22 protein-coding genes and 1 pseudogene are annotated in these 23,805 nt (G+C 71.2%); 10 read left to right on the top strand and 13 right to left on the bottom strand.

Going from position 1 to position 23,805, the window contains the following annotated elements; translation table 11 throughout:
• The first annotated feature begins 87 nt into the window (after window positions 1-87).
• On the top strand, window positions 88-927 hold the full coding sequence (locus BCF44_RS24910) for a PhzF family phenazine biosynthesis protein (protein ID WP_211353207.1): 840 nt from the start codon (window positions 88-90) through the stop codon (window positions 925-927).
• Here BCF44_RS24910 and BCF44_RS56800 read toward each other — a convergent pair.
• From BCF44_RS56800 to BCF44_RS24890, 5 genes and pseudogenes are all read right to left on the bottom strand, one after another.
• On the bottom strand, window positions 924-1,220 hold the full coding sequence (locus BCF44_RS56800) for a GNAT family N-acetyltransferase (RefSeq protein WP_211353206.1): 297 nt from the start codon (window positions 1,218-1,220) through the stop codon (window positions 924-926). The genes BCF44_RS24910 and BCF44_RS56800 overlap by 4 nt on opposite strands.
• A gap of 253 nt (window positions 1,221-1,473) precedes the next feature.
• A pseudogene (locus tag BCF44_RS59285) lies at window positions 1,474-1,602 on the bottom strand (GNAT family N-acetyltransferase); the annotation flags it as partial.
• Between the two features lie 57 nt (window positions 1,603-1,659).
• Window positions 1,660-2,094, bottom strand: coding sequence for a GNAT family N-acetyltransferase (locus tag BCF44_RS24900; RefSeq protein ID WP_116176900.1), 435 nt, complete (start codon window positions 2,092-2,094; stop codon window positions 1,660-1,662).
• A 191-nt stretch (window positions 2,095-2,285) separates the two neighbouring features.
• Complete coding sequence (nagB, locus tag BCF44_RS24895) at window positions 2,286-3,065, bottom strand: glucosamine-6-phosphate deaminase (protein ID WP_116176764.1); 780 nt, start codon at window positions 3,063-3,065, stop codon at window positions 2,286-2,288.
• Window positions 3,066-3,177: 112 nt separating this feature from the next.
• Window positions 3,178-4,071, bottom strand: coding sequence for a P-loop nucleotide/nucleoside kinase family protein (locus tag BCF44_RS24890; protein WP_116176763.1), 894 nt, complete (start codon window positions 4,069-4,071; stop codon window positions 3,178-3,180).
• A gap of 48 nt (window positions 4,072-4,119) precedes the next feature.
• Between BCF44_RS24890 and BCF44_RS24885 the strand changes: the two genes are divergently transcribed.
• Window positions 4,120-4,377 (top strand): hypothetical protein, encoded by a 258-nt coding sequence (locus BCF44_RS24885; RefSeq protein WP_147328620.1) that lies wholly within the window; start codon window positions 4,120-4,122, stop codon window positions 4,375-4,377.
• Here BCF44_RS24885 and BCF44_RS24880 read toward each other — a convergent pair.
• Complete coding sequence (locus tag BCF44_RS24880) at window positions 4,331-7,474, bottom strand: BTAD domain-containing putative transcriptional regulator (RefSeq protein ID WP_116176761.1); 3,144 nt, start codon at window positions 7,472-7,474, stop codon at window positions 4,331-4,333. The two genes, BCF44_RS24885 and BCF44_RS24880, sit on opposite strands and share 47 nt — an antisense overlap.
• A 218-nt stretch (window positions 7,475-7,692) precedes the next feature.
• Here BCF44_RS24880 and BCF44_RS24875 point away from each other — a divergent pair, with 218 nt between their 5' ends.
• Window positions 7,693-8,268: an RICIN domain-containing protein gene (locus BCF44_RS24875; protein WP_116176760.1), complete on the top strand. Its 576-nt coding sequence runs from the start codon at window positions 7,693-7,695 to the stop codon at window positions 8,266-8,268.
• A gap of 1 nt (window position 8,269) precedes the next feature.
• Here BCF44_RS24875 and BCF44_RS24870 read toward each other — a convergent pair whose 3' ends face one another.
• The gene (locus tag BCF44_RS24870; RefSeq protein WP_246015514.1) at window positions 8,270-8,692 is read right to left on the bottom strand and encodes a GNAT family N-acetyltransferase; all 423 of its coding nucleotides are present in this window, start codon (window positions 8,690-8,692) and stop codon (window positions 8,270-8,272) included.
• Window positions 8,693-8,811: 119 nt separating this feature from the next.
• Between BCF44_RS24870 and helR the strand changes: the two genes are divergently transcribed.
• A complete protein-coding gene (gene helR, locus BCF44_RS24865; protein ID WP_211353205.1) occupies window positions 8,812-10,989 on the top strand; it encodes an RNA polymerase recycling motor ATPase HelR in 2,178 nt (725 codons plus the stop codon).
• Window positions 10,990-11,037: 48 nt separating this feature from the next.
• On the opposite strand, the gene BCF44_RS24860 is transcribed toward helR, so the two are convergent.
• The 3 genes from BCF44_RS24860 to BCF44_RS24850 are packed head-to-tail and all read right to left on the bottom strand — an operon-like array spanning window position 11,038 to window position 13,461.
• On the bottom strand, window positions 11,038-11,634 hold the full coding sequence (locus tag BCF44_RS24860; RefSeq protein ID WP_116176757.1) for a class I SAM-dependent methyltransferase: 597 nt from the start codon (window positions 11,632-11,634) through the stop codon (window positions 11,038-11,040).
• Complete coding sequence (locus tag BCF44_RS24855) at window positions 11,631-12,518, bottom strand: GNAT family N-acetyltransferase (protein ID WP_116176756.1); 888 nt, start codon at window positions 12,516-12,518, stop codon at window positions 11,631-11,633. Before BCF44_RS24855 ends, BCF44_RS24860 begins: the two co-directional genes overlap by 4 nt.
• Before the next feature lie 49 nt (window positions 12,519-12,567).
• Window positions 12,568-13,461: an AraC family transcriptional regulator gene (locus BCF44_RS24850; RefSeq protein WP_246015512.1), complete on the bottom strand. Its 894-nt coding sequence runs from the start codon at window positions 13,459-13,461 to the stop codon at window positions 12,568-12,570.
• Between the two features lie 148 nt (window positions 13,462-13,609).
• On the opposite strand from BCF44_RS24850, the gene BCF44_RS24845 reads away from it, so the two are divergent.
• The gene (locus tag BCF44_RS24845; RefSeq protein ID WP_116176755.1) at window positions 13,610-14,692 is read left to right on the top strand and encodes an aldo/keto reductase; all 1,083 of its coding nucleotides are present in this window, start codon (window positions 13,610-13,612) and stop codon (window positions 14,690-14,692) included.
• Here the strand turns inward: BCF44_RS24845 and BCF44_RS24840 are convergent.
• The gene (locus BCF44_RS24840; RefSeq protein WP_116176754.1) at window positions 14,689-15,834 is read right to left on the bottom strand and encodes an adenosylhomocysteinase; all 1,146 of its coding nucleotides are present in this window, start codon (window positions 15,832-15,834) and stop codon (window positions 14,689-14,691) included. The two genes, BCF44_RS24845 and BCF44_RS24840, sit on opposite strands and share 4 nt — an antisense overlap.
• An 80-nt stretch (window positions 15,835-15,914) precedes the next feature.
• On the opposite strand from BCF44_RS24840, the gene BCF44_RS24835 reads away from it, so the two are divergent.
• From BCF44_RS24835 to BCF44_RS24825, 3 genes are all read left to right on the top strand, one after another.
• Window positions 15,915-16,919: a LacI family DNA-binding transcriptional regulator gene (locus tag BCF44_RS24835; protein ID WP_170217721.1), complete on the top strand. Its 1,005-nt coding sequence runs from the start codon at window positions 15,915-15,917 to the stop codon at window positions 16,917-16,919.
• A 41-nt stretch (window positions 16,920-16,960) separates the two neighbouring features.
• Window positions 16,961-17,251, top strand: coding sequence for a hypothetical protein (locus tag BCF44_RS24830; RefSeq protein WP_116176752.1), 291 nt, complete (start codon window positions 16,961-16,963; stop codon window positions 17,249-17,251).
• 140 nt (window positions 17,252-17,391) lie between these two features.
• Window positions 17,392-18,063 carry an SDR family NAD(P)-dependent oxidoreductase gene (locus BCF44_RS24825; RefSeq protein ID WP_116176751.1) on the top strand — a complete coding sequence of 224 codons (672 nt, stop codon included), beginning with the start codon at window positions 17,392-17,394 and terminating at the stop codon, window positions 18,061-18,063.
• Here BCF44_RS24825 and BCF44_RS24820 read toward each other — a convergent pair whose 3' ends face one another.
• Window positions 18,064-18,927 (bottom strand): hypothetical protein, encoded by an 864-nt coding sequence (locus BCF44_RS24820; protein ID WP_116176750.1) that lies wholly within the window; start codon window positions 18,925-18,927, stop codon window positions 18,064-18,066.
• Window positions 18,928-19,031: 104 nt separating this feature from the next.
• On the opposite strand from BCF44_RS24820, the gene BCF44_RS24815 reads away from it, so the two are divergent.
• Together BCF44_RS24815 and BCF44_RS24810 are read left to right on the top strand one after the other, a co-directional pair.
• Window positions 19,032-19,964: an ATP-binding cassette domain-containing protein gene (locus tag BCF44_RS24815; RefSeq protein WP_116176749.1), complete on the top strand. Its 933-nt coding sequence runs from the start codon at window positions 19,032-19,034 to the stop codon at window positions 19,962-19,964.
• On the top strand, window positions 19,961-20,704 hold the full coding sequence (locus BCF44_RS24810; protein ID WP_116176748.1) for an ABC transporter permease: 744 nt from the start codon (window positions 19,961-19,963) through the stop codon (window positions 20,702-20,704). The genes BCF44_RS24815 and BCF44_RS24810 overlap by 4 nt, the downstream gene beginning before the upstream one ends.
• Here the strand turns inward: BCF44_RS24810 and BCF44_RS24805 are convergent.
• Complete coding sequence (locus tag BCF44_RS24805; protein WP_116176747.1) at window positions 20,688-23,771, bottom strand: ATP-binding protein; 3,084 nt, start codon at window positions 23,769-23,771, stop codon at window positions 20,688-20,690. The genes BCF44_RS24810 and BCF44_RS24805 overlap by 17 nt on opposite strands.
• Between the last annotated feature and the right edge of the window lie 34 nt (window positions 23,772-23,805).

The following is a 23,805-nucleotide window of genomic DNA, read 5'->3' as shown; positions in this document are numbered from 1 at the left end:
CCTCGATGTGGTCCGGCTCACCTGGTTGGCGCAGGGCCCTGCCCCATTAACGAACCCGATTGGTCTAGATACGGGACAATGGCCGGCATGACCACTGACGTGCTGCGCTACGCGGCGTTCACGACCACGCCCGCCGGCGGCAACCCCGCCGGCGTGGTGCTGGACGCCACCGGCCTGGACGACGCCGACCAGCAGAAGATCGCCGCCGAGGTCGGGTACTCGGAGACGGCCTTCGTCACCGGGACGGACGACGGGTACCGGGTGCGCTACTTCAGCCCGCTCGCCGAGGTGGCGTTCTGCGGGCACGCCACCATCGCCACCGCGGTGGCGCTGGCGGGTCGGGACGGTCACGGACAGTTGCTCTTCCACACGCAGGCCGGTGAGATCCCCGTCACCACCACGATCGGTGACGACGGCGTCACGCGGGCGAGCCTCACGAGCGTGCCGACCTCGTCCCGGGAGGCCACCCCGGAGGAGATCGCCGAGACGCTGGTCGCGCTGCGCTGGTCCACGGCCGACCTCGACAGCCAGCACGTGCCGCACGTCGCCTTCGCCGGCAACCACCACCTGGTGCTGGTGCCGTCCACCCGGGCGCGGCTGGCGTCGCTGAACTACGACTTCGACGGCCTCACCACGCTGATGACCCGGTTCGGCTGGACCACCGTGCAGCTCATCTGGCCGGAGAGCGACACCGTCTGGCACTCGCGCAACCCGTTCCCGGTCGGCGGCGTGATCGAGGACCCCGCCACCGGCGCGGCGGCCGCGGCCTTCGGCGGCTACCTGCTGGCCACCGAGCGCGTCACCGAGCCCGTGCGGCTGACCATCCACCAGGGCGAGGACATGGGCCGCCCCAGCACGCTGACCGTCGACCTCGACCCGGCCGACCCGCGGGTCACCGTCAGCGGGGCGGCGACGCCGATCGTCTAGAGGGGCTCGCGGTAGCGGACGAACTCGTTGCGCCGCCGGAATCCCACGCTCTCGTACAGGTCGTAGGACCGATGCGGATTGGCCGTCCCGGTGTACAGCCGGGCGGTCACCGCGCCGTGCTCGCGCAGGCAGCGCAGGCCGTCCAGCAGCACCGCTCGGCCGAGCCCGCGACGCCGGTATTCAGTTCGCACACTCAGTTCCTGAATCTCACCCACCTTTCCTTTCACCGCGCACAAGGCAACGCCGACCAGCTGCGCGCCCTCCCAGACGCCCCGCCAACACGTCGGATCCACTCCGGGATGAAGTCGGCGTCGGCGTAGGAGTCGACGACCGTCTTCCAGGCGGCGTGGTTGTCGCTCGGGCCGATTGGTCAGAACCGAAACGTCCTGTCGTCCGACAGCTGCCCGAGGTCGGCCAGTTCCAACTCCACCAGGCTGAACACCCGGTGGTAGCCGACATCCAGCAGCAACGCCGTCGCCTCCACTTCGGAGGCGCCGCGCTCGCGCCGAGCACCGCGGTTCCCTGCTGTGCCACCAGTTCCCGGATGCGGCCCTCGGCCCGCACGAGCAGGCCCGAGCCGACGCCCCGCCCTCGGTAATCGGGCCGCAGGAATCCACGGTGCAGGTACAGGCACGTGCCGTCCCGCTGGACAGACGCCAACCGCGCTGCCGCCATCGCGTCGTGGTCATCGCCGCACCGACAGGGCCGGAACGCGTATCCCCCCGGTCGCGTCTATTCGCCTAACACCTTCGACAGGAAGATCCGGCTCACGCCGTCGCCGCTGGGCACCTCGCCGAAGACCTGCCAGCCGTGCTTCACGTAGAAGCCGGGCGCCTGGAAGTTGATCGTGTACACCACGCCCGCCGTGCAGCCCCGCCGCACCGCCTCGGCCTCGCCCGCGCGCATGAGCCGGCTGCCCAGGCCCGAGCCGCGGTGCTCGGGCGGGAGGTGAAGGAGGTCGACGAACCACAAACCGAGGGATGTTCGCCCCGTGAGTCCGCCGACCACGTCGCCGGTGCCCGGGTCGCGGGCCAGCACCGCCAACGTTCTCCGGTCGGTCGCACCGGTCTTGGCCAGGTTGAACTCGTCCAACCCGGACGCGATAGCCGCCACGTGCGCCGGATCCGGCTCGTCCGTGACGACGATGTCGAGAGTCGTCTCTGCCATGTCCTCGAACGTAGCGAGGAGGTCTGACAGTTTCATGGCGCCGCCTTCGGCGTCGCGGCTCGGCCCCTCGGTGGCCGACGCCTCGCCCTTGCCGGATTTCGATCAGCCGCATCGGGCTCGGTGGTGGGTGCGGTGGGTGGCGGCCGATCGAAGTCCAGCAACCGTGCGAAGCGCCGGCGGGGCCTCACCGTTCAGATGCCCTGCCAGGAGGGCTTGGTGCGGTAGGTGGAGCGGTAGTAGTCGGCCAGCTTGAGCCGGCTCGCCGCCGCCTCGTCCAGGATGACGGTGGCGTGCGGGTGCAGTTGCAGCACCGACGCCGGCACGATGGCCGCCAGCGGGCCCTCGACGGCCAGCGCGACCGCCTCGGCCTTGGACTCGCCGGTGGCCAGCAGGACCAGGTGGCGAGCCTCCATGATGGTGCCGATGCCCTGGGTCAGCACGTGCTGCGGCACGTCGTCGAGGCTGTCGAAGAACCGGGCGTTGTCCACGCGGGTCTGCTCGGTGAGGGTCTTGACCCGGGTGCGGGAGGCGAACGAGGAGATCGGCTCGTTGAAGCCGATGTGGCCGTCGGTGCCGATGCCCAGCAGCTGGAAGTCGACGCCGCCGGCGTTCTTCAGCGTCGCCTCGTACGCCGCGCAGGCCGCCACCACGTCCTCGGCGGAGCCGTCCGGTCCCATGAACCGGTCGTCGGAGATGCCGAGGCGGTCCAGCACCTCGCGGCGGACCACCTCGCGGTAGGACTCGGGGTGGCCGACGGGCAGGCCCACGTACTCGTCGAGCTGGCAGATCCGCGCCCGGTCGAGGCTCAGGCCGCGGTCCCGGCGGCGCTGGAGGGCCTCGTAGACGGGCAGCGGGGTGGAACCGGTGGCGACGCCGATCAGCGCGTCGGGCTTGCGGTCGAGCAGGTCGGCGACGGCGCCGGCGGCCAGCTCGCCCTGCGCCGCCGCGTCCGGCACGATCACGATCTCCATCTGAGGCCCCCGACGGGTCGGTCCAATGGTTCAGACCAATGCTAGCGGGAGGCGGGCGTCAGGAGAACGTGCGGGGCGACACGTTCACGGTTGGTTTCCCCGATTGACCAGGTCAGTCGCGGGTGATGTGGTCCAGCGCCTCGGCGATCGTCTGATCGAGCGGGCGGATCGTGTCCACGACGAGCGCCTCCCCCCGCCAGTCGGGGAACGTGCCCTGGCGCCGGCGGATGTTCGCCCAGTCGCCGGCCTCGTGCCAGCCGGGGATGCCGCGGCTGCGGCCCTCGACCCTGGCCTTGTGCACGTCGGGATCGGAGCAGACCACGTGCACCACCCGGAAACCCGCGCCCGCGAGGCTGCGCCAGCGGTTCCTCGTCGCGACCTCCTCCGTCGGGTGGTCGAGGATCGCCGACCGGCCGACGTTCAGCTGCCTGAACGCGAGCGTCGTCAGCAGCTCCTCGGCGATGCCGAACTGGTCGCGGAAGTGCCTGCCGCCGAACGGGGTCAGCGCGCCCAGCAGCCAATCCGTCGCGAAGACCGGGATGCCCAGCTCCGCCCCGACCGCCTCCGCGAGGGTGCTCTTGCCACTTCCCGGCAGGCCGGAGAACACCACAAGCTTCGCTTTTGTCCGGTTCGACGTGTGGTCGGCGAACTCCTGCGGCAGCCTCGGCGTCAGCCCCTGCGGCACCAGGCCCTGCACCCACGTGCTCACGATCCGGTGCGGCTCGGCCGCCTCCACCTTGCACGTCACCACGTCGATCTCCCCGTCGTGACGGCGAATCCTCGCCCTGGCGACGGTGTCGTCGACGTCCAGGCCCTGGACCGTGACCGGGGCGTAGATCTCGGACCGGTGGCGGGTGATGGTGACGTACTGCTGCGGGATGACCATCGCCGTGAACGCCGGAGCCAGCACGTCGGCGGCGTCCTCGCCCCAGCCGTCCGTACCGTCGAGGCCGGCGAGGATCCATTCCAGGCGTTCCAGCGCCGGGCTGTTCCCGTACCTGATCACCCGGCCGATCGTAGAAGGGACGGAACCGGGTGTGAGACGCTTTCCGCCGTGGGGGAACGGGGTCGTCGCTGGCGCACCGCCGGCATGACGGTTTTCGCCATCATCGACTGGGCGGTGCGCATCGTCGTGCTGGGCCAGGCCATCCGGTGGTACGGGTCGCTCGCCGGCCTCGGCACCGGCGTGGTGCTGCTCCTGGCGTCGGAGAGCTGCTGGCGCCTCATCAGCGGCGAGTGGGGCAACCTCTGGCCAACCAGGATGGTCATCGCCCTGGTGGCGCGTCGGCGGGGTCGCCGGTCGGCGGGATGAGGGCCAGCAGCCGCCGGGCCCGCTGGGCGAACAGCCAGGTGCCGGTGCGGTGGCCGATGGCGATGGCGTCGTGGGCGGTGAAGAACGCGGACTCGGCCCGGCCCAGCTGGATGTGCGAGTCGGTCTGGTCGAGCAGGGCCTGGGCGTGCAGGTTCTGCTCGTTCTTGGCGATGGCCAGCCGCAGCGCCTGGTCGTGGTGGCCGAGGCCGGCCACGGTGTAGCCGACGCGGACCTCGATGGTGCCCAGCGAGCTGAGCGAGCCGATCTCGGTCCGGGAGTCGCCGGTCTCGCGCGCGAGGGTGAGCGCCGCGACGGCGAGGGTGCGGGCCAGCGGCAGGTCGCCGAGGTCGCGGTGCACCTCGGCGAGCAGCCGCAGGGTCTCGGCCTCGTTGCGGCGGTCGCCGATGTCGCGGTGCACGGTCAGCGCCTCGTCCAGCAGCGCCTTGGCCCGGCGCAGACCGGCGGGATCCCCGACGGTCCGGGCGCGTTCGGCGTGGGCGGCGCCGAGGTTGGCCAGGGTGACGGCCTCGCCGGCCCGCCGGCGCGCCTTGCGGTGCAGGACAAGGGCTTCGGCCAGCTGGTCGATGGTGTCGTCCACCCGGCCGGCCATCCAGTGGAAGCCGGCGAGGTTGTTCAGCGCGACGGCCTGGCACTGGATCCACCCGGCCTCGCCGGCGAGCTGGGCGGCGCGGGCGCTGTGCTCGGCGGACCGCTGGGCCCGGCCGGGCAGCGAGGACAACATGCCGAGCTGGAGCTCGGCCATGGCCCGCTCCATCGCCCCGCCGCCGGCGTGCGCGGCGACCCCGCCTGCCTCGGCGATGGACCGCCAGCCGAGGGCGTCCATCCGCATTGCGAAGTAGCCGCCGGACAGGTGCGCGATCTCCCAGGCGATGCCGTGGCGGCCGACGGTGTTCAGCCGGTTCACCAGCGCCAGCACGTTCGCTGCCTCGGCGTCCATCCACGCGAACGCCGCGGCCGCGTCGGCGAATCCCTCGCCGCCCGGTCGGATTCCCGGCGTGCGCAAGAGGAACGGATACAGTGCGTCGGAGACGTCGGTGACGCGGAGCCGGTAGTGCTCGGCCAGGCGCAGCAGCGCCGCATCCCGGTCGGCAACGTCCTCTTCGGACAGTTCGGCGGCGTAACTGCGCAGCAGGTCGTGCATTCGGTACCGCCCCGGCGACGGCTCGGCGACAAGATGCCGCGCCACCAACGTATCCAGGTCATCGGGGGCTCCGAGCAGCGCGGTGACGGCGGCGGTGCCGATGTCCGGACCAGGCACCACGCCCAGCAGCCGGAAGGCCCGCCGCCGTGCCGCCGACAGGACGTCGACGGAGAGCCGGAAAGTCGCGCGGACGGCGGTGCTCGCCTCCCCCTTGACGGCCAGTCCGGTCAAGGGGTTCGCGGCCAGCCGCGCCACGTGGTCGCCGATGCGCAGGCGGGGGCTGGTGGCCAAATTGGCGGCGGCGATGCGCAGCGCCAGCGGGAGGCGACCACACAGCCGCCCGAGTTCCGCCGCGGCGTCCGGTTCGTCGCCGACGCGGTCGACGCCGATCGTCTCGGTCAGGACGGCGGTGGCCTCCTCGGCGGTCAACTCGTCCAGCCGCACCAGCCGTGCGCCTTCCCGAGCAACGAGCCCGCCCAGCTCGCTGCGGCTGGTCACGAGCGCGAGCGAGCCGTGTCCGCCCGGCAGCAGCGGCCGCACCTGCTCGGTGTCGGCGGCGTTGTCCAACACGACCAGGACCGGGCGCTGCGAGAGTTGGCTGCGGTAGAGCGCGGCCGCCTGCGCCTCGTCGTCCGGCATCCGGTTGGCCGGCACGCCGAGACCGCGCAACAGGTGCGCCAGGGCCTCCCGCGGCAGCAGCGGCCGGTCGACGCTGTGGCCGCGGAGATCGATGTACAGCTGACCGCCGTAAAACCGCTCTCCAACGCGATTTCCCCAACGCACGGCCAATGCCGTCTTGCCGATGCCTCCCATGCCGGTGATCACCGCCACCGGCGCCTTCGCTGCCAACACCGCGTCGAGCTGACGCAGATGCTCATGCCGGCCGACGAAGGACGACGCGTCGACCGGTAGCTGGCGGGGCGTCGTCACTGCCGAAGTCGACGACGGAGGCGGCAGATGTCCCCGTACCACCCGCAGATGCGCCGCGCGCAGCTCGGCTCCGGGCGCGACGCCGAGCTCCTCGTCCAGGCACGTCCGCAGCCGTTCGAACACGTCCAGCGCCGCGGCCTGCTGCCCGTCGCCGGCGAGCGCGACCATCAGCCGGGCGGCGAGACCCTCGTGCAAGGGATGTTCGGCACAAACCGTGCGCAACGCGGACACGACATCTCCCGGATGTCCCAACGCGAACGCCACATCCGCCCACTCCGCGACGATCGTGACCCGCAGCCGCGTCACCGCCGCCACCGCCGGATGGTCGAGCAGCCGTGGCTCGCCACCGGCCAGCACCGGTCCGCGCCAGCAGGACCACGCCTCCCGATAGAGCTGCCACGCCGGTTCCGCGGCCTGGTCGGCCCACGCCTGTCGCGCGCGGGCGGCCAGATCCCGGCATTCGGCCAGATCCAGACCATCCGACTCCACCGCGAGCTGATAGCCGCCGCCGACGTGCCGCAGTACCCGCCACGGCGGCCCGGGCTCCAGCAATCGGCGCAGCTGAGCCACATACGTCTGCACGAGCTGCGCTCCGGTCGCCGGCGGCCGCTCGCTCCACAGCAGATCGACGATCTCCCCGACGCCGATCGTGTGGCCGGCCTGGATCGCCAACAGGCTCAGCAGCAGCCGTTGCATCGCGGACGGCACCGGGCGCTCGACGTCGTCATGCCACACGCGCAGCGGGCCGAGCACGCCGATCCGCAGCCGAGTCTGCCCGGAAGACTCTTCTTCGGTTGCCCCGCCGAGCCTTTCCACGAGCTCGTCGACGCCGACGCCGAGCGCATCCGCGAGCCGGCGCAGCGAATCGGCCCGCGGCCGGGTCACCCCGCCGCTCTCCAGATAGCGCACCGCGCGGACGCTGATGCCCGCCCGCGCCGCCAGTTCCCGCTGGTTGAGGCCGGCCGCCAACCGCAGCAGTCGCAGCGAGGCCCCACCATCCACCATGCGACTCTCCCGCCCGGGCCGGCAACCGCCACATTCTCCCCGCGACACGGCCCGCGCGGCGAATCTGCCATCACGTCAACGATTGCCGCCCGGAGTTGCCGCTTCTTGCCGCCCACGGGTCGTGACCAGCGCCGTTGCCGCCGCGCCCGCGCTACAGCGGGCGGCCCGGCGGCCCTGCCTAGCGTCTTGGCCGTCACCACGAACCCGGGGAGGAACCCTTGAACATCAAGCACATCCGGCGAGTCGCCGCCGGCGTGATCGCCGCGGCCGCCACGACGCTGGCCGCCTTCGGCACCGTCGGCACCGCGAACGCGGCGCCCGCCCTGTCCGTCAGCCACGGCACCACGGCGTACTGGATCGCGCCGACGCCCGACTCGATGGCGATGGCCGTCGCCGACTCCGAAACCTGGCCCGGCGCGCCGGTCATCCAGTGGTACAACACCGGCGGCAACGAACAGAAGTGGTATTTCGACGGCGTCTACGACCCGTACGGCACCTACCTGGGGTTCCTGCTGCGCAACAAGAACAGCGGCCTGTGCCTGGACACCGACGGCGTCGCCGGGCACGGCCTGGTCCAGCAGTACTGCGACGCGAACAGCCACCCCACCGAGATCTTCAACAACTACCCGAACTACGACGTGTTCGGCATCCTGATCAGCTGGCGCTACCAGAACCGGCAGACCGGCCTGTGGCTGGACGACTACGGGCGCGGCCTCAACCCCGGCAACGTCATCGACCTGTGGTACCAGAACTACAACGACAACCAGGACTTCTTCCTGACGCAGGCGCCCTGACCTAGTCGAAGCGGACGAACCCGCGCAGCGTGCCCGGCCCGAAGTCGCGGATCTCGGCGTAGCCGAGGGCTTCGTAGAAGGCACGCTGCGCGGGTTCGTCGTCGGTGAGCAGCACCTTCTGCCGTACGGACCGGTACCGGTCGAGCACCGCCCGCACCAGCGCGCCGCCGATGCCCCGGCGCTGGGCGTCGGGGTGAACGAGCACGTCCTGGAGGTAGCAGATGGTGGCATCATCCGAAACGGCGCGGGCGAGGCCGACGAGCCGGCCGGTCCGGCGCGCGGTGACCACGTAGGACGAGCCGGCCACGCCGGCGGCCAGCAGCTCAGGCTTGTCGGTGTACACCGTCCAGCCGACGGCCCCGTACAGTTCCAGCAGCTCCGCCAGCGGGATATCGGTCTCCGGACCGACCACGAATTCGTCCACGCGGAAGAGCGTACGCATTCGCCGCTTGACACACGGTGGACAATGAAAAATCGGCGTACCCTCCGGAAATACTGGAGGTCTCGCCGATGTAATTTCATCTTAGGGGCTGCGAGGGGCATGTGTCAACTCAGGGGTACGAGGACGAATTGTGGTCCGAGCGCGACTACGTGGCGGACCTCTACGAGCGCCTGGACGCCGAGCGCGAGCGGGTGCGGGCCGGTCACCGGTCCGCGCTGCTGGGCACCGGCGGCACCCTGCTGGAACGCGACGACGAGGTCCGGGCGCTGGCGCGGGAGGCGAAGCGGCTGGACGTGGCCGACAACGGGCTCTGCTTCGGCCGATTGGACACCCTTTCGGGCGACATCGCCTACATCGGCCGGCTCGGCATTTTCGACGAGGACCGCGACTACGAGCCTTTGCTGCTGGACTGGCGCGCCCCGGCGGCGCGCCCGTTCTACGTGGCGACCGGCGCGAATCCCGAGAACATGCGCCGGCGCCGCCAGTTCCACACCCGCGGCCGGCGGATCGTCGATTTCACCGACGAGGTGTTCGGCCGGCCCGGCGACGGCGAGCGCGGCGACGCGGCGCTGCTCGCGGCGGTCAACGCCCCGCGCGGCCCGGGCATGCGCGACATCGTGGCCACCATCCAGGCCGAGCAGGACGCCATCATCCGCCTCGACCATCCGGGCGTGCTGGTGATCGAGGGCGGCCCCGGCACCGGCAAGACCGTCGTGGCGCTGCACCGCGTCGCGTACCTGCTCTACACCCAGCGCGAACGCATGGAGCGGCACGGCGTCCTGGTGGTCGGCCCCAATCCGTCCTTCCTGAACCACATCGGCCGCGTGCTGCCGTCGCTGGGTGAGTCGGACGTGGTGTTCGTGACCACCGGCGACCTCGTGCCGGGCCTGCACGTCACCGCCGAGGATTCCCCCGAGGTGACCAGGCTCAAGGGCTCCCTGACGATGCTCGACGTGCTCAAGGCGGCCGTCACCGACCGCCAGCGGCTGCCCGAGGAGCCGGTGCAGATCGCGCTGGCCGACACCACCGTGCGGATCGACGCCCCGATCGCCGAGTGGGCCCAGGAGGAGGCGCGGGCCAGCGGCCTGCCGCACAACGAGGCCCGCAAGGTGTTCATCGACATCGTCACCTACGTGCTCACCGAGCGGGCTCTCGGCAAGATCGGCCGCGGCTGGCTGACCAGGGCCGACGGCGTCGAGTGGGAACGCATGCGGAAGGACCTGCTCAAAGAGCTCAGCGTCGACGAGACGTTCAACGACACGATCGACGCGCTCTGGCCGGTCCTCACGCCGGGTTCCCTGCTGGGGTCGCTCTACGCGTCGCCGGAACGCCTCCGCGCGGCCGGCGCGGACGCGTCGCTGTTCCGATCCCAGGGCGACGCGTGGACGGTGGCGGACGTGCCGCTGCTCGACGAGCTGGTCGACCTGCTGGGTCGTGACGAGGCGGCCGAGCGGGCCGCGAAGCTGGCCGCCGAGCAGGAACGCAGCGTCGAGGAGCGGTTCGCCGCCGCCGCGATCAGCCAGCTCACCGGCCGCGCGGACTCGATGGACGACGAGGACCACCTGTACGCGTCGGACCTGATCAACGCCGGGGAGCTGGCCGAGCGCTTCGTCGAGCGGGACACCCGCGACCTGGTCGAACGGGCCTCGGCGGACCGGGACTGGACGTATCGGCACGTGGTCGTGGACGAGGCCCAGGAACTGTCCGAAATGGACTGGCGGGTGCTGATGCGGCGCTGCCCCGGCCGGTCCTTCACGGTGGTCGGCGACCTCGCCCAGCGCCGGTCGGCGGCCGGCGCGAGGACGTGGGCGCACATGCTGGAGCCGTACGTGGCCGACCGCTGGGTGTACCGGTCGCTGTCGGTCAACTACCGCACCCCGGCGGAGATCATGGCCATCGCCGCCGCAGTGCTGGCCGAGTTCGCACCCACCGTCCAGCCGCCGGAGTCGGTGCGCGCCAACGGCTTCCGGCCGTGGGCGCGGCGGGTCGCCGCGGACGAACTTCCCGACGCCATCGGGGAGTTCGTCCGGGACGAGGCCGGCCGCGAGGGCACCAGCGTGGTGATCGGGCCGCCCGGCGTGCCGGGCACGGTGCCGGCGTCGGAGACCAAGGGCCTGGAGTTCGACGCCGTGCTCGTCGTCGAGCCGGAACGGATCCTCGCCGACGGCCCACGCGGCGCGGCCGAGCTCTACGTGGCTCTCACCCGCGCCACGCAGCGGCTCGGCGTCCTGCACCTGGGTCCGCTGCCCACGGCGCTGGCCGGGCTCGATCAGTCCTGACGCGGGCGAGCCGTTGTGCCGCGGACTTCGCCCGCGGCACAACGGCTTTCACCGTGGGGACAGCACCGCTCGCCAGGCCTGTGCCACCACGTTCGTCAGGTCGAAGGTGGCCCGTTCCAGCACCTCGATCCGCCAGTCGCGGAACGCCTCCCGGATCTCCCGTTCACTGATCCGGCGCGGTCCCCACTCCCCCGGCTGCTCGTCGCTGAAGCACAGCAGGTGGTATCGGCCGCCGTCGGCGATCGCGTCACCCAGCGACGCCACGTACCGCACGCGATCCGCGTCGTCGAAGACGTGGAACAGCGCACTGTCCACAATGGTCTCGAACCGTTGGCCGAGGGCGCCGAGATCCACGGCGTTCGCCACCTCGAAGCGGGCCGTCAGACCACGTTCGGCCGCCTTGGCCCGGGCGAGCTCGATGGCCTCCGGCGAAGTGTCCACACCGGTCGCCGCCAGCCCGAGGCTCGCCGCCAGCAGCGCGTGTTCCCCCGTGCCGCAACCGATGTCCAGCACCGCTCCGGTGAACTCGCCGGCATGGGCCTGGATCACCGGCTGCGGCCGCCCGATGTCCCACGGCGGTCGTTCCGCGTAGTACACGGCGAAGTCCTCGGGGCGGCGCGGCTGTCTGACGGGGTTCTCGGTCACGTACCGATGATGCGTCCCTCGACCGCGCGGCGGTAGATGTTCGATCGGTACACCGTGACGAATCCGAGTCTTTCGTACAGGTCGAATGCCCTTGTCGCACTTGACGTGTTGACCCCGAGTCCGATCGAAGGCCGCCCCAGCACCGAATTGGCCGCGATGGCGGTGGAGAGCAACGCCGCGGCTACTCCCCGCTTGCGGTGCTCCGGTCGCACCCCGAGCCACTTCACCCAGCCCTCGTTCGTGTCCTCGGCCGGTGCCGTCGACAGCAGCACGCCGGCGCGCTCGTCATCCGCCTCGGCCACCAGACACTCCTCGAGGACCAGGCCCGGCGTCGCCGCGTAGTCGACGTCATCGGCGAAGGCGGTGCGCAGAACGTCGTTGCAGGCAGGCAATTCCTCGGCGGTCGCCGCGCGAACCCGGTAGCCGGCGGCGGGTTCCGGCCGTTCGTCGCCGGTCAACGGGCGGCTCATGCGCGCCTGCTGGCGTTCCAGCTCGAACCCGGCGCCGGTGAGCACCTTGACGTACTGCTCTTCGCTCGGAATCGCCCCCGCCCGGACGATCACCGGCCCCTCGACCCGCTCAGCGATCCCGGCCAGCAGCAGATCGATCAGCACCTCCTGCACGGGGGCGTCCTCGCCGGGACGGGCGTAGGCCTCGCAGAACCACCCCGGCATCTCGACGAAACCCCAGCCCACCAACCGGCCTCCGGCGTCCCGCACCAGCCAGCGGTCGTTGTCCGGCCCGGCCAGCACGCCGGCCACCTCGTGCTCCTCCACGTCCGGATAGCCGAGGGCGGCGATGTCGCTGGCACGGACCAGGTCCAGGATCTCCGCCACGTCCGTCGGCGCGGGGCGTTCGGTCCGATATCCGTCGGGAAGTCGCATGCGGCCAGTCAAACCTCGCCCGCTCGCCACAGTCCATCCAAATTACCCCTTAGGGCAGGCCGCGGACCGCGAACGAGCTGTCAGCGCGCAGGCGGGCGGCGTCCTGGCCGGGCGGCGCACCGAACAGTTCGCGGTACTCGCGGCTGAACTGGGTGGGGCTGTCGTAGCCGACGAGGTGGCCGACGCCGGCGACGTCGCCGGGGCGCGCGACCAGCAGCGACCGCGCCTCCTGGAGCCGGATGAGCTTGCGGAACTGGATCGGGCTCATCGTGGTGACCGCGCGGAAGTGCCGGTGGAAGGCGGATTCGCTCATGCCGGCCAGCCGCGCCAGGTCGGCGACCCTGATCGGCTCGGCGTAGTTCTGCCGGATCCAGCGGATCGCCCGGCCGACCAGGGAGAGCCCGCTGTCGGCGAGCCCAATCTGGCGGACCGACGCGCCGTGCGGGCCGGTGAGCAGCCGCCACAGGATCTCCTGCTCGTACAGCGGCGCGAGCACCCGCGCGTCCTCCGGGTGGTCCAGCAGGCGGAGCAGCCGGAGCACGGCGTCCAGCAACTCCGGTCCGGCCTTGCCGGTCGCGATCGCCGGGGCCGCCCGCCGGTCGGTGGGCGCGGCCAGCAGCAGCGGGGCGATGGCGGCCGGGCGCAGCACCATGCCCACGCCCAGCGCCGGAAAATCCCGGCTGACGTCGAAGAAGTGGCCGCTGACCGGGACCTCGGCGCTCACCACCAGGCAGTCGCCGGCACGGTACTCGTGCACCTCGTCGCCGAGCAGCAAACGCTTGCCACCCTGCGCCAGCACCACCAGCAACGGTTCGGTGAGGTCGTGGTGCTCCTCAGTACTGTCCACACTGGACACCAGCAGGCCGTCGATCGGCGTTTCCATGCTCGGCCGGGCATGCTTGGCGATCAGCTCGCGGATCTCGTCCAGCACCATGCCTCCCATGGCAGCACCTGCCGGCCGTCGTGGCAACCCGATCCGGGCGTCAGCGGCAGGATCGGGCAAGAGGTCGGCTGGATCTTTCTACCGCCGGCGCCGGGTCGCGAGGTTCGATGAAGAGGTCAACGAAACCAGTCATCGGGGAGCCGTTCACATGCCGCTCGACCACTACGTCACCCTCGGCCGCTCCGGGCTGCGGGTCAGCCCGTTCGCGCTCGGCGCGATGACCTTCGGCGCCGACCCCGGCTCCGCCGGCTGCGACGTCGAGGAGTCCGAGAAGATCCTGTCCGCCTACCTCGACCTGGGCGGGAACTTCATCGACACCGCCAACTTCTACAGCAACGGGCACTCGGAGAAGATCCTCGGCGACTACTTCGCCGCGCGGCCGGGCCGCCGCCAGCACGTGGTGCTGGCGTCGAAGTTCTTCGGCAACATGTTTCCCGGCGACCCCAACGGCGGCGGCGCCGGCCGGGCGTCGATCATCGCCCAGCTGCACGAGAGCCTGCGCCGGCTGAACACCGACTACCTGGACCTGTACTGGCTGCACAACTGGGACCGCAACACGCCGATCGAGGAGACCCTGCGCACGCTGGACGACCTGGTGCGCGCCGGCAAGATCCGGTACGTCGGCTTCTCGAACACGCCCGCATGGGTGACCGCCCAGGCGCAGACCACCGCGCTGCTGCGAGGCTGGACGCCGATCATCGCGTTGCAGGTCGAGTACTCGCTGCTGGCGCGGACCGTCGAGGGCGAGCTCGCGCCGCTCGCGCTGGACCAGGGCATGGCGCTGACCCCGTGGAGCCCGCTGAAGAACGGCTTCCTGTCGGGGAAGTACAGCCGGGGCGCGATGGTGTCCGACTCCGAACGCGTCGCCTACGTCGGCGGTCCCACCGAGGAGGAGTTCGACGTCATCGAGGCCGTCGCCGGCATCGCCCGTGAACTGGAGACCACCTCCGGCGCCGTGTCGCTGGCCTGGCTTCGCGCCCGTCAGGGCACCGTGGTGCCGATCGTCGGCGCGCGGCGGGTGGAGCACCTCGTCGACAACCTCGCCGGGCTGCGGATCGAATTGTCGCCCGAGCAGCTCCGTGTGCTGGACGAGGTTTCCGCGCCGGTGCTCGACTACCCGGCACCGATGCACGGCGCGCAGCGGGCGATGCTCCAGTTCGCCGGGACCACTGTGGACGGTGAGGAGTCCACGGTGTACCCGCCGCTGCTCGCCACCGACGTCCGCTACTAGTACCGGTCGTCCAGGTAGGCGTTTGCCACCGCCGCGTCGATGTCGGCCGGCACCGGCACGACACAGCTGGCCGCGTCGACCCGGCCGGTGGCGACGGCCGCCAGACACCTGGTCTGCAAGGCGAATCCGAGATCCATCGACTCGATGGAGTTGCCCAGGGCCCGCGGGCCGGCGAGGTTGAACATGTGCCCGCGGGCCAGCAGATGGATCCGGCGGCCGTCCGCCAGCTCCAGGGTCGCGAGGTCGTCCTCGTACTCCTGGACCGCCCCGGCTGCTTCGAGCAGACCGGCAGCTTCGATCTCGAACGGGAAGTGCCCGGCATTGGCCAGGATCACGCCGTCCCGCAGCAGCGGCAGGTCCGCCGCGGTGAGCACGTCCCGTGCACCGGTGACGGTGATGATCAAGTTCGCGCCGGCGATGGCCTTGTCGCGGGACGGGGTCTCGAAGCCGTCCAGGTGCGCGCGCAGCCGCGTGACGGGATCGGCCTCGACCACGGTGACCTTCGCGTGCGCACCGCGGAAGTTGTCCGCCACGCCGCGGCCGCACGCGCCGTAGCCGAACACCGTCACGCGTTCGCCGGTGGTGGCGCGATTCGTCATGCGTAGGAACGATTCCAGCGTGCTCTGCCCGACCGCGCGCTCGTTCTCGGCGAACTGCTTGATCGGGCTGTCGTTGATCACCAGCACCGGCAGGTTGAGCCGGTCGCGCAGCGGCGCCAGGCGCATCCGGCCCGAGGTGGTCTCCTCGGTGCCGCCGAGCAGCCCCGGGTACGGGTCGTCGAGGTACTGCGCGAACAGGTCGCCGCCGTTGTCGAGGATCAGGTCGGGCCGCGCCGCCAGCACCTGCCGCTGGTATTCGCGGTGCTCGTCCTGGTCCTTCGTCGGCTCGCCGATCACCGTGACACCCTCGGCCCACAGCGCTCCGACCGCCGCCGGCTGCGTGGAGTTCAGGTTGCCCGTCGCCACCACCTGCGCGCCGCCGGCGCGCAGCGTCGTCAGCAGCGCGACCGTCTTGGCCTCGATGTGGATGCCGGTGCCGATCGTCTTGCCCTCGAACGGTCGGGTCCGGGCGAATTCGTCGCGGATCGCCCGCAGCAGCCGGCAGTGCTCACGCGTCCAGTCGATCCGGGTAGCCGTCGTCATTGGCGAGTCCTCACCGTGGGTACTACGTAGTACGTGGCAAGCTAGCCGCGCCGGGGACGAGCCGTCAAGGGAGGACACGCGTGACCAGGCGCAGGTCCGTGACCAGCGTCGATGTCGCCCGCGCGGCCGGCGTCTCGCAGACGACCGTGTCGCTGGTGTTCTCCGGCCGGGCCGCCGGTCGGGTCTCCGACCGCACCCGCGCGCTGGTCGAGCAGACCGCCGCCGCCCTCGGCTACGTGCCCAGCGGGCCCGCCCGAGTCCTTCGCGGCGGCCGGCCGCAGGTGCTCGCGCTCGCCGTGCCCGACGTGCGCAACCCGTACTTCGGGCGGGTGCTGCTCGGGGCGGAGCAGGCCGCCCGCGACGCCGACATGGCCGTGCTGCTCGTCGACACCGTGTCCGACCGGGACTGGGCCGACCGGCTCGTCGAGATGAGCAAGATCGGCATGTTCGCCGGCGCCGTAGTCTACGCCGAGCCCGTCGCCGTCACCTCGCGGCTGGCCGAGGACGTCGACAACGTCGTCTTCGTCGAATGCCCCGACCCCGCCGGTCGGTCCGCCGTCGACATCGACATCCCCGCCGCCATGCGCGCCGTCGTCACGCATCTGCACGACCTCGGCCACCGGCGCATCGGGCATGCCCAGGCCGACATGCACCGGCGCACCTTCCAGCTGCGCGAGCAGTTCCTCACCAGCGAGCTGGCGCGTCACGGCATCCGCCTGCGCCCCGACTGGCGCTACCGCTCCCCGTTCGACATCGACGAGGCCACCCTCCGCGCCGTCGAATTCCTGCGCCGCACCGACGTGACCGCGCTCTTCTGCGACGACGACATCCTCGTCGCCGCCCTCTACCGAGCCTGCGCCCGGCTCGACATCGCCGTTCCCACCCAGCTTTCCCTCGTCGGCTTCAACGACGTCGACCTCGCCCGCTACCTCTCCCCCGAGGCCACCTCCGTCGCCATCCCCGCCGAGGAGCTCGGCCGCCTCGCCGTGCAGGCCCTGCTCGCCGACATGAACGGCGCCGACCCCACCCAGGTCACCGCTCCGCTCACGCTCACCATCCGCGACTCCACCGCCCGGGCCCGATAATCGCTGTCTGCGGCCGTCTTTCGCGCTTACCCTCCCTCGCCGTGACGCTTGTCCGCGACGCCCATCCCGAACTCATCGCCGAACTGGCCGAGCTACTGCGGGCCGAGGGCGAATTCTCCCTGGCCGTCTCCGTGCTGTTCGTCCCGCTCGTCGCCTATTGCGACTGTGGGGACGATTTCTGCCGGAGCATCTACACCGCCGAACACCCGCCCGGCACCCCTTACGGCTACGGCCACCGCATGATCGCACTGCTGCCCGAGGAAGGCATGCTCAACATCGACGTCGTCCACGACCGGATCATGCACATCGAGGTCCTGTTCCGGGAGCGGTGAGCGGCCAACAAGCAACCACCGACAATTCCCGCGGGCCAGCGGCACGCTCTACGCTACTGTCTAGACGCAACGTTGCGTCTAGACAGCGAAGGAGTCACTGTCTAGACGCAACGTTGCGTCTAGACAGCGAAGGAGTCACTGTGTCCGCCACTGCCCGCCACGCCCTGATCGTCGGAGCCTCCCGAGGGCTGGGTCTCGCCCTCACCGACGAGTTCCTCCGACGGGGCTGGCACGTCACCGCCACGACCCGGGGCACCGTGCTGCCCGGGAAGGAGCGACTGACGGTCGAATCTCTGGACATGACCAGCCCGGCAGAGCTGGCCGGGTTAGCCGAGCGGCTGGCCGACCGTCGGCTGGACCTGTTGTTCGTCAACGCCGCGATCGACCAGGGCGACCTGCCGATCACGGAGGTCCCGACCGACATGTTCACCGAGGTGATGATCACCAACGCGCTGAGCCCGTTGAGGACGCTGGAAGCCCTGCGCGGACTGGTCGCACCGGGCGGAACCGTGGCGGTCATGTCGTCCGAGCAGGGCAGCATCGCCGGCAACACCGAGCCGGGCTACGAGCTGTACAAGGCGAGCAAGGCCGCCCTCAACCAGCTGATGCGCAGCTACGCCACGCGCCACGCCGACGACGGCCACACGAAGCTGCTCATCGACCCGGGCCACAACCGGACCCGGCTGGGCGGCCCGGACGCCCCGCTCGACCCGGACGAGACCATGCCGCTGGTGGTCGACGTCCTCGAGGCCCAGGCCGGCGCGGACGGCCTCCAGTTCCTGGACCGCTACGGCAAGACGGTCCCGTGGTGATCAGCGGCCGTTCAAGCGGAGCGTCGTGACGGCGCGGACAGTCGCGTAACCCCGCCATTCCATTGCGGCCGCCGGGGAGTAGCTGGAGAAGTCGACGGCCCAGCCGCCGTCGGGTTGTTGGCCGTTCGCGACACGGTCGAGGTCGGCGACGACGGCGTCCGGATCGAGCAGACCGCGCACCGGACGGCCGGGTTCGGGCGCGAAGTCGAGCAGGTGCAGCGTTTCGCCCTCGGCACCGCCGACGACGGGCATCGCCCCGTCCGCGGGCACGAAGCGGCCGAGGTGACGCAGCAGCTCGTGCGCCTCGGGATGGGTGTCCGTGGCGGCGTCGAGGAGCTGGAGGGCGAACGACAGGACATACGCGAACGGGGGCTCGTTCATGTCCTGGATCGCCCCGAAGCAGTACTTCGTCGCTGTCGCGAGCCAAGGGTGATTCCTCGCGCGCTCGTCCCGGCGAGCAACCCGATGCGCCTGGGCGGCAACGGCTGCGGTGATCTGCAACGAGGACGTGTGCGGGTCGGCCTGAACCCAGAACGGTGCGCACGCGGTGGGATCGGCGACGGGCAGCGCGAACGGCAACCCGCCGTCGTCCAGGGTGATCGAGAGGAGCCAGTCGAGCAGGGCGACGGTGTGGGGTGAAGCCGAAGCGTCCGCGATCGCCTCCAACGCGTGCAGCGCACCGCCGGGTTGGCTCTCGGGCGCGCGGAGATCGGGTTCGAGACCCCACCCGTAACCGCCGTCCGCATTGCAGTACGCGTCGACCGCCGCCAGCACACCGGCACTGTCCGAAGCGAATCGCCGGCGGTCGAGGATGCGCGCGTGGGCCGCCATGAACGATGTGGCGCGGCCGAGGTCGAAGGTCATACATGCACCCTGCCACGGCCGCGCCCGCGCCGTATTGAAGGATTCGGACACCGTGGCGGCGCCGTGTCAGGGCCGTGTCAGCCGCCCCGCTGACAGTGGTTCCCATGACAGAGCCAGCGATCACGGCCTCCGGGTTGCGGAAGGCCTACAAGGACAAGACGGTGCTCGACGGCATCGACCTGAACGTCGCCGCCGGCACGGTGTTCTCCCTGCTCGGCCCGAACGGGGCCGGCAAGACGACCACGGTGAACGTGCTCACCACGTTGATCACGGCCGATGGCGGCGCCGTCCGCGTCGCGGGGCACGACGTGGCGACCAACCCCAACGCGGTACGGGCGGCGATCGGCGTCACCGGCCAGTTCGCGGCGGTGGACGAACTGCTGACGGGCCGCGAGAACCTGCAGCTGATGGTCGACCTGAACCGGAAGGCCGGCAAGCGCAGCGTCGAGGAGCTGCTCGAACGGTTCGACCTGGTCGACGCGGCGCGCAAGCCGGCGTCCACCTACTCCGGGGGCATGCGCCGCAAGCTCGACCTGGCGATGACGCTGGTCGGCAAGCCGCGGATCATCTTCCTCGACGAGCCGACCACCGGCCTGGACCCGCGCAGCCGCCGCACCATGTGGACGATCATCCGCGACCTGGTCTCCGACGGCGTGACGATCTTCCTCACCACCCAGTACCTGGAGGAGGCCGACCAGCTCGCGGACCGGATCGCGGTGCTGGACCAGGGCCGCCTGGTCGCTCAGGGCACGCCGGACGAGCTCAAGCGCCGCATCCCCGGCACACACGTCCGGCTCCGCTTCGCCACCGCCGCGGACCTCGACTCGGCCGCTCGGATCATCGCCGGCAGCACGCGCGACGACGAGGCCCTGACGCTGCGGGTGCCCAGCGACGGCGGCACGAAGTCGTTGCGGGGCCTGCTGGACCGCCTCGACGAGCACTCGCTCGACGCGGACGGGTTCGCCGTCCACACGCCCGATCTCGATGACGTCTTCCTGGCCCTGACCGGCCACACCACGGAGGTGCTCGCGAAATGAAGTCCCACTCGACGGTGATGCTGCGCCGCAACTTCAAGCACATCGCCCGGAATCCCACCTCGGTGTTCAACGCGGTCCTGATGCCGGTCGTGGTCATGCTGATGTTCGTCTACCTCCTGGGCGGCGCGTTCAACGTGGGCGTCGACTACGTCGACTACGCCACCCCGGGCATGCTGCTGCTGGCCGTCTGCTACGGCCTGGGATCCGTTGCCACAGCAGTGAATTCCGACATGACCAAGGGCATCATCAACCGCTTCAAGGTGATGGACGTGTCCCGCGACGCGGTGCTGACCGGGCACGTCGTCGCCAGCCTGCTCACGAATCTAGTTGCCATGGCGGCAATCGTGGGCGTCGCGTTCCTGCTGGGCTTCCACCCGGCGGCGAGTCCGCTCGACTGGCTCGCCGTGATCGGCATGGTGGCGCTGCTGGGTTTCACGACGGGCTGGTTCACGGTCGCCCTCGGCCTGGCGGCGAAGTCCCCGGAGACCGCCGGCCTGGCCTCGGTGCCGCTGGTCATGCTGCCGTTCTTCAGCAGCGCGATCGTGCCGGCGGACAAGATGGGGCAGGGCGTCCGGCAGTTCGCCGAGTACCAGCCGTTCACGCCGATCATCGAGACGCTGCGCGGCCTGCTCAACGGCGCCCCGGCCACGAGCGACGTGATCGCCGCCCTGGCCTGGTGCGTGGGGATCGCGCTGGTCGGCTACCTCTGGGCGTCCTCGACGTTCAAGAAGCGAGCGTGACCGCCACCAGCTCGGGCCAGGCCGCCCGCTCCCCCTCGCCAGTCGCCTCGGTGAACTTCGTGTCACCGAGGCGATTTCGCGTCGCCTGCCCGATCCGGGCCACGTCCGGCTGGGAGAGATCCGGCAGCCCGCGCACGGCGGCGCTGGCCGCGAGCAGCCGCGCGGCCTGCTCGTGCTGGTCGCGGCGCAGCGCCAGATCGGCGATGCCCACGAGCACCCGGGCGATCTGGACGGAGTTGCCGGCCCGGGACGCGGCCTCCAGCGCCGCGGCATGGTGCGCACGGGCCTCGTCCAGGTCCTCGGCCAGGTAGCCCAGCAGCTCCTCGATCACCGACCGCGAGTTTCCCTGCTCCGCCTTGGCCCCCAACACCTTCGTCGCGACGTCGAGGTGCCGCCGCGCCTGCTCGTTGTCGCCGCCCCACCGCGCGAGCTCCGCCTTGGCCAGCGCAAGTTCGGCCAACGCGTCCGGCCAGGCGACGCGTTCCGCGTACCGCTGCGCCTCGGCCATGGCGGCCGCGCTCGACTCCGGATCGCCGGCCAGCCAGGAGAACTGGGCCTGTTCCGCCCGCCATGACACGATGTCCTCGAAGGCTCCGGTCTCCGTGACGACCGCGATCGCCTGCTCGTAGTACGCACACGCGCCGGCGAAGTCGCCGCGCATGGCGATGCGATGGGCCAACTCGTTGAGGGCGAAGGAGATTCCCCACCGCTCGCCGATCGCGCGGAACTCGTCGAGCGCCTGCTCCAGGTATGCGTCCGCATCCCGCCCGCCGTCGCCGAGCAGGATCCTGATCTTGCCGGAGTGCAGCCGGCCGAGGGCCCGCACCCACGGATCCTCGTCGACCAGCAACGGTTCCCACGCGGTCAGGGCCCCATCCGGTTCCAGCAGCCGGATCAGCGACGGCACGACTCTCGGCGCGGGATGGCGGCTCTGGACGCGCCGGCCGACATCAGAAGCCTTGCGGATCCATTCCTGCGCCTCGAACTGGTCGCTCCGGCCGGACACCACGAACATCGTGACGTAGGCGTAGACCACGGCCACGATCTCGTCGGGGACCTCGCCCGGCAGCGCCACCGCCGCCATGATCAGCTCGTTGCCCTCGGCCTTGTGGCCGCCGAGCCACCAATACCAGCCGGCGGCCGCGGCGAGCCGCATCGCCGGCTCGGCCTCGCCGGCGGCGAGCGCGCCGCGCATGGCGGCGCCGATGTTGTCGTGCTCGGACTCAAGCACCGCAAGCCATTCCAGCTGCTGGGCGCGGCGGAGATGTGGCTCGGCGGTCTCGGCAAGCTCCGTGAAGTACGCGAGATGCGCCCGGCGCGTCAGCTCCTCCTCGCCCGCCTCGGCCAGCCGCTGCTGCGCGTATTCCTTGATGGTGCCGAGCATCCGGTACCGCGGAGCGTCGTCGCCGTAGGTGACCACCAGCGATTTCTCGGTCAAGGCCGTCAACAGCTCGAGCACGTCGTCGGCGTCGCACACCCGCTCGGCCGCCTCCAGGCTCGCGCCGCCGGCGAACGCCGACAGCCGGCGCAGCACGATCCGTTCGTCGTCGCTGAGCAGCTCCCAGCTCCAGTCGATCACCGCGCGCAACGTGCGGTGCCGCGGCAGCGAGGTGCGGCTGCCGCCGGTCAGCAGGCGGAACCGGTCGTCGAGCCGATTGGCCAGCTGCTCCAAGGACATGGTGCGCAGCCGGGCCGCCGCGAGCTCGATCGCGAGCGGCATCCCGTCCAGCGCACGGCAGACCCGCGCCATGGTGCGGGCGTCAGCGACGAAGTCCTTGCGCACGGCGGCGGCTCGGTCCCGGAGCAGCCGGACGGCCGGCACGGCCTCGATCTCGGCTGGATCGGCGTCCTCCAACGGCAGCATCAGCGGCGCGACCGGCCACAGCGCCTCGCCGGTGATGCCCAGCGGTTCCCGGCTCGTGGCAAGGATCCGCAGCCGCCGGCACTCGCCGAGCACCCGGTGCGCGAACTCCGCCGCCGGCTCGATCACGTGCTCGCAGTTGTCCAGGATCAGCAGCGCCTCGCGCTCGCGCAGGGCGGCGATGACCCGGTCCGTCGGCTCCGCGTCCGGGGCGTCGCCCAGCAGCGCGTCGCGCAACTTCAGCGCGCCGAGTGTCGCCTGCGCCACATCGCCGTCGGCGCTGATGGCCGCGAGCTCGATCACCCAGGCCCCGTCGGGCAGGTCGTCGAGCATCGTGCGTACGGTTTCCGTGGCCAGCCTGGTCTTTCCCGCGCCGCCGGGGCCGATCAGCGTGGTGAGCCGGTGCTCGGCGACGAGACCGCGGACCGTGGCGACGTCGTCGTCCTTGCCGACGTAGCTGGTCAGCTCGGCGCGCAGGTTGGTCCGCCGGGTCTCCTCCCGCCGCCCGAGCTCGCCCCGCAGCAACGCGACGTGCAGTTCGGACAGTTCCGGCGAGGGGTCGACACCCAGCGTGTCGGCCAGGGTTTCCCTGGTCCGCTGGTACACGAGCAGCGCCTCGTTGCCGCGGCCGGCCGCGGCCAGCGCCCGCATCAGCGCGGCGACCAGCCGTTCGCGCACCGGATTCGCGGCCACCAGATCGGTGAGCTCGCCGACGACCTTCGCCCCGTGACCGAGGCCGATCTCCGCGTCGAAGCGGTCCTCCATCGCGGTCAGGCGCAGGCCCTCCAGCCGGGTGACCGCCGCGTCGAACGCCTCGCTGTCCTGCAATCCGACGTCCTGCATGGCCGAGCCCCGCCACAAAGCGAGGGCCGCACGCAGCCGCCCCAGATCGTCGGCGTCGCCGATGAGCCGCTCGAACCGGACGGCGTCGACGGCGTCGGGATCGACCGTCAGCCGGTAGCCGGTCGGCAGACCCTCGACCGGCAGCACCTTCCGCAGCCGGGAAACCAGGCGCTGCAAGGCATTCGCCGCGTCCGACGGCGGGTTCTCACCCCAGATCCAGTCGATCAGCGCCGTCTTCGACACGACGTGGCCCGGTTCGAGCGCGAGGGCGGCCAGCAGCCCACGCAGCCGGGCGCCCGGCACGTCGACCGGCGCGCCGTCGTCCGTACGCACCTCGAACGGCCCCAGTATCCCGATCTGCACCGGGCCGATTTTGCCATGGTCAGCCCGCCGGGGC

The sequence above is a fragment of the Kutzneria buriramensis genome (assembly GCF_003387475.1).
In the GTDB taxonomy this organism is placed as follows: Bacteria; Actinomycetota; Actinomycetes; order Mycobacteriales; family Pseudonocardiaceae; genus Kutzneria; species Kutzneria buriramensis.
The sequence above is the reverse complement of the archived record's forward strand: the minus strand, read 5'-3'. Positions and strand labels throughout refer to the sequence as shown.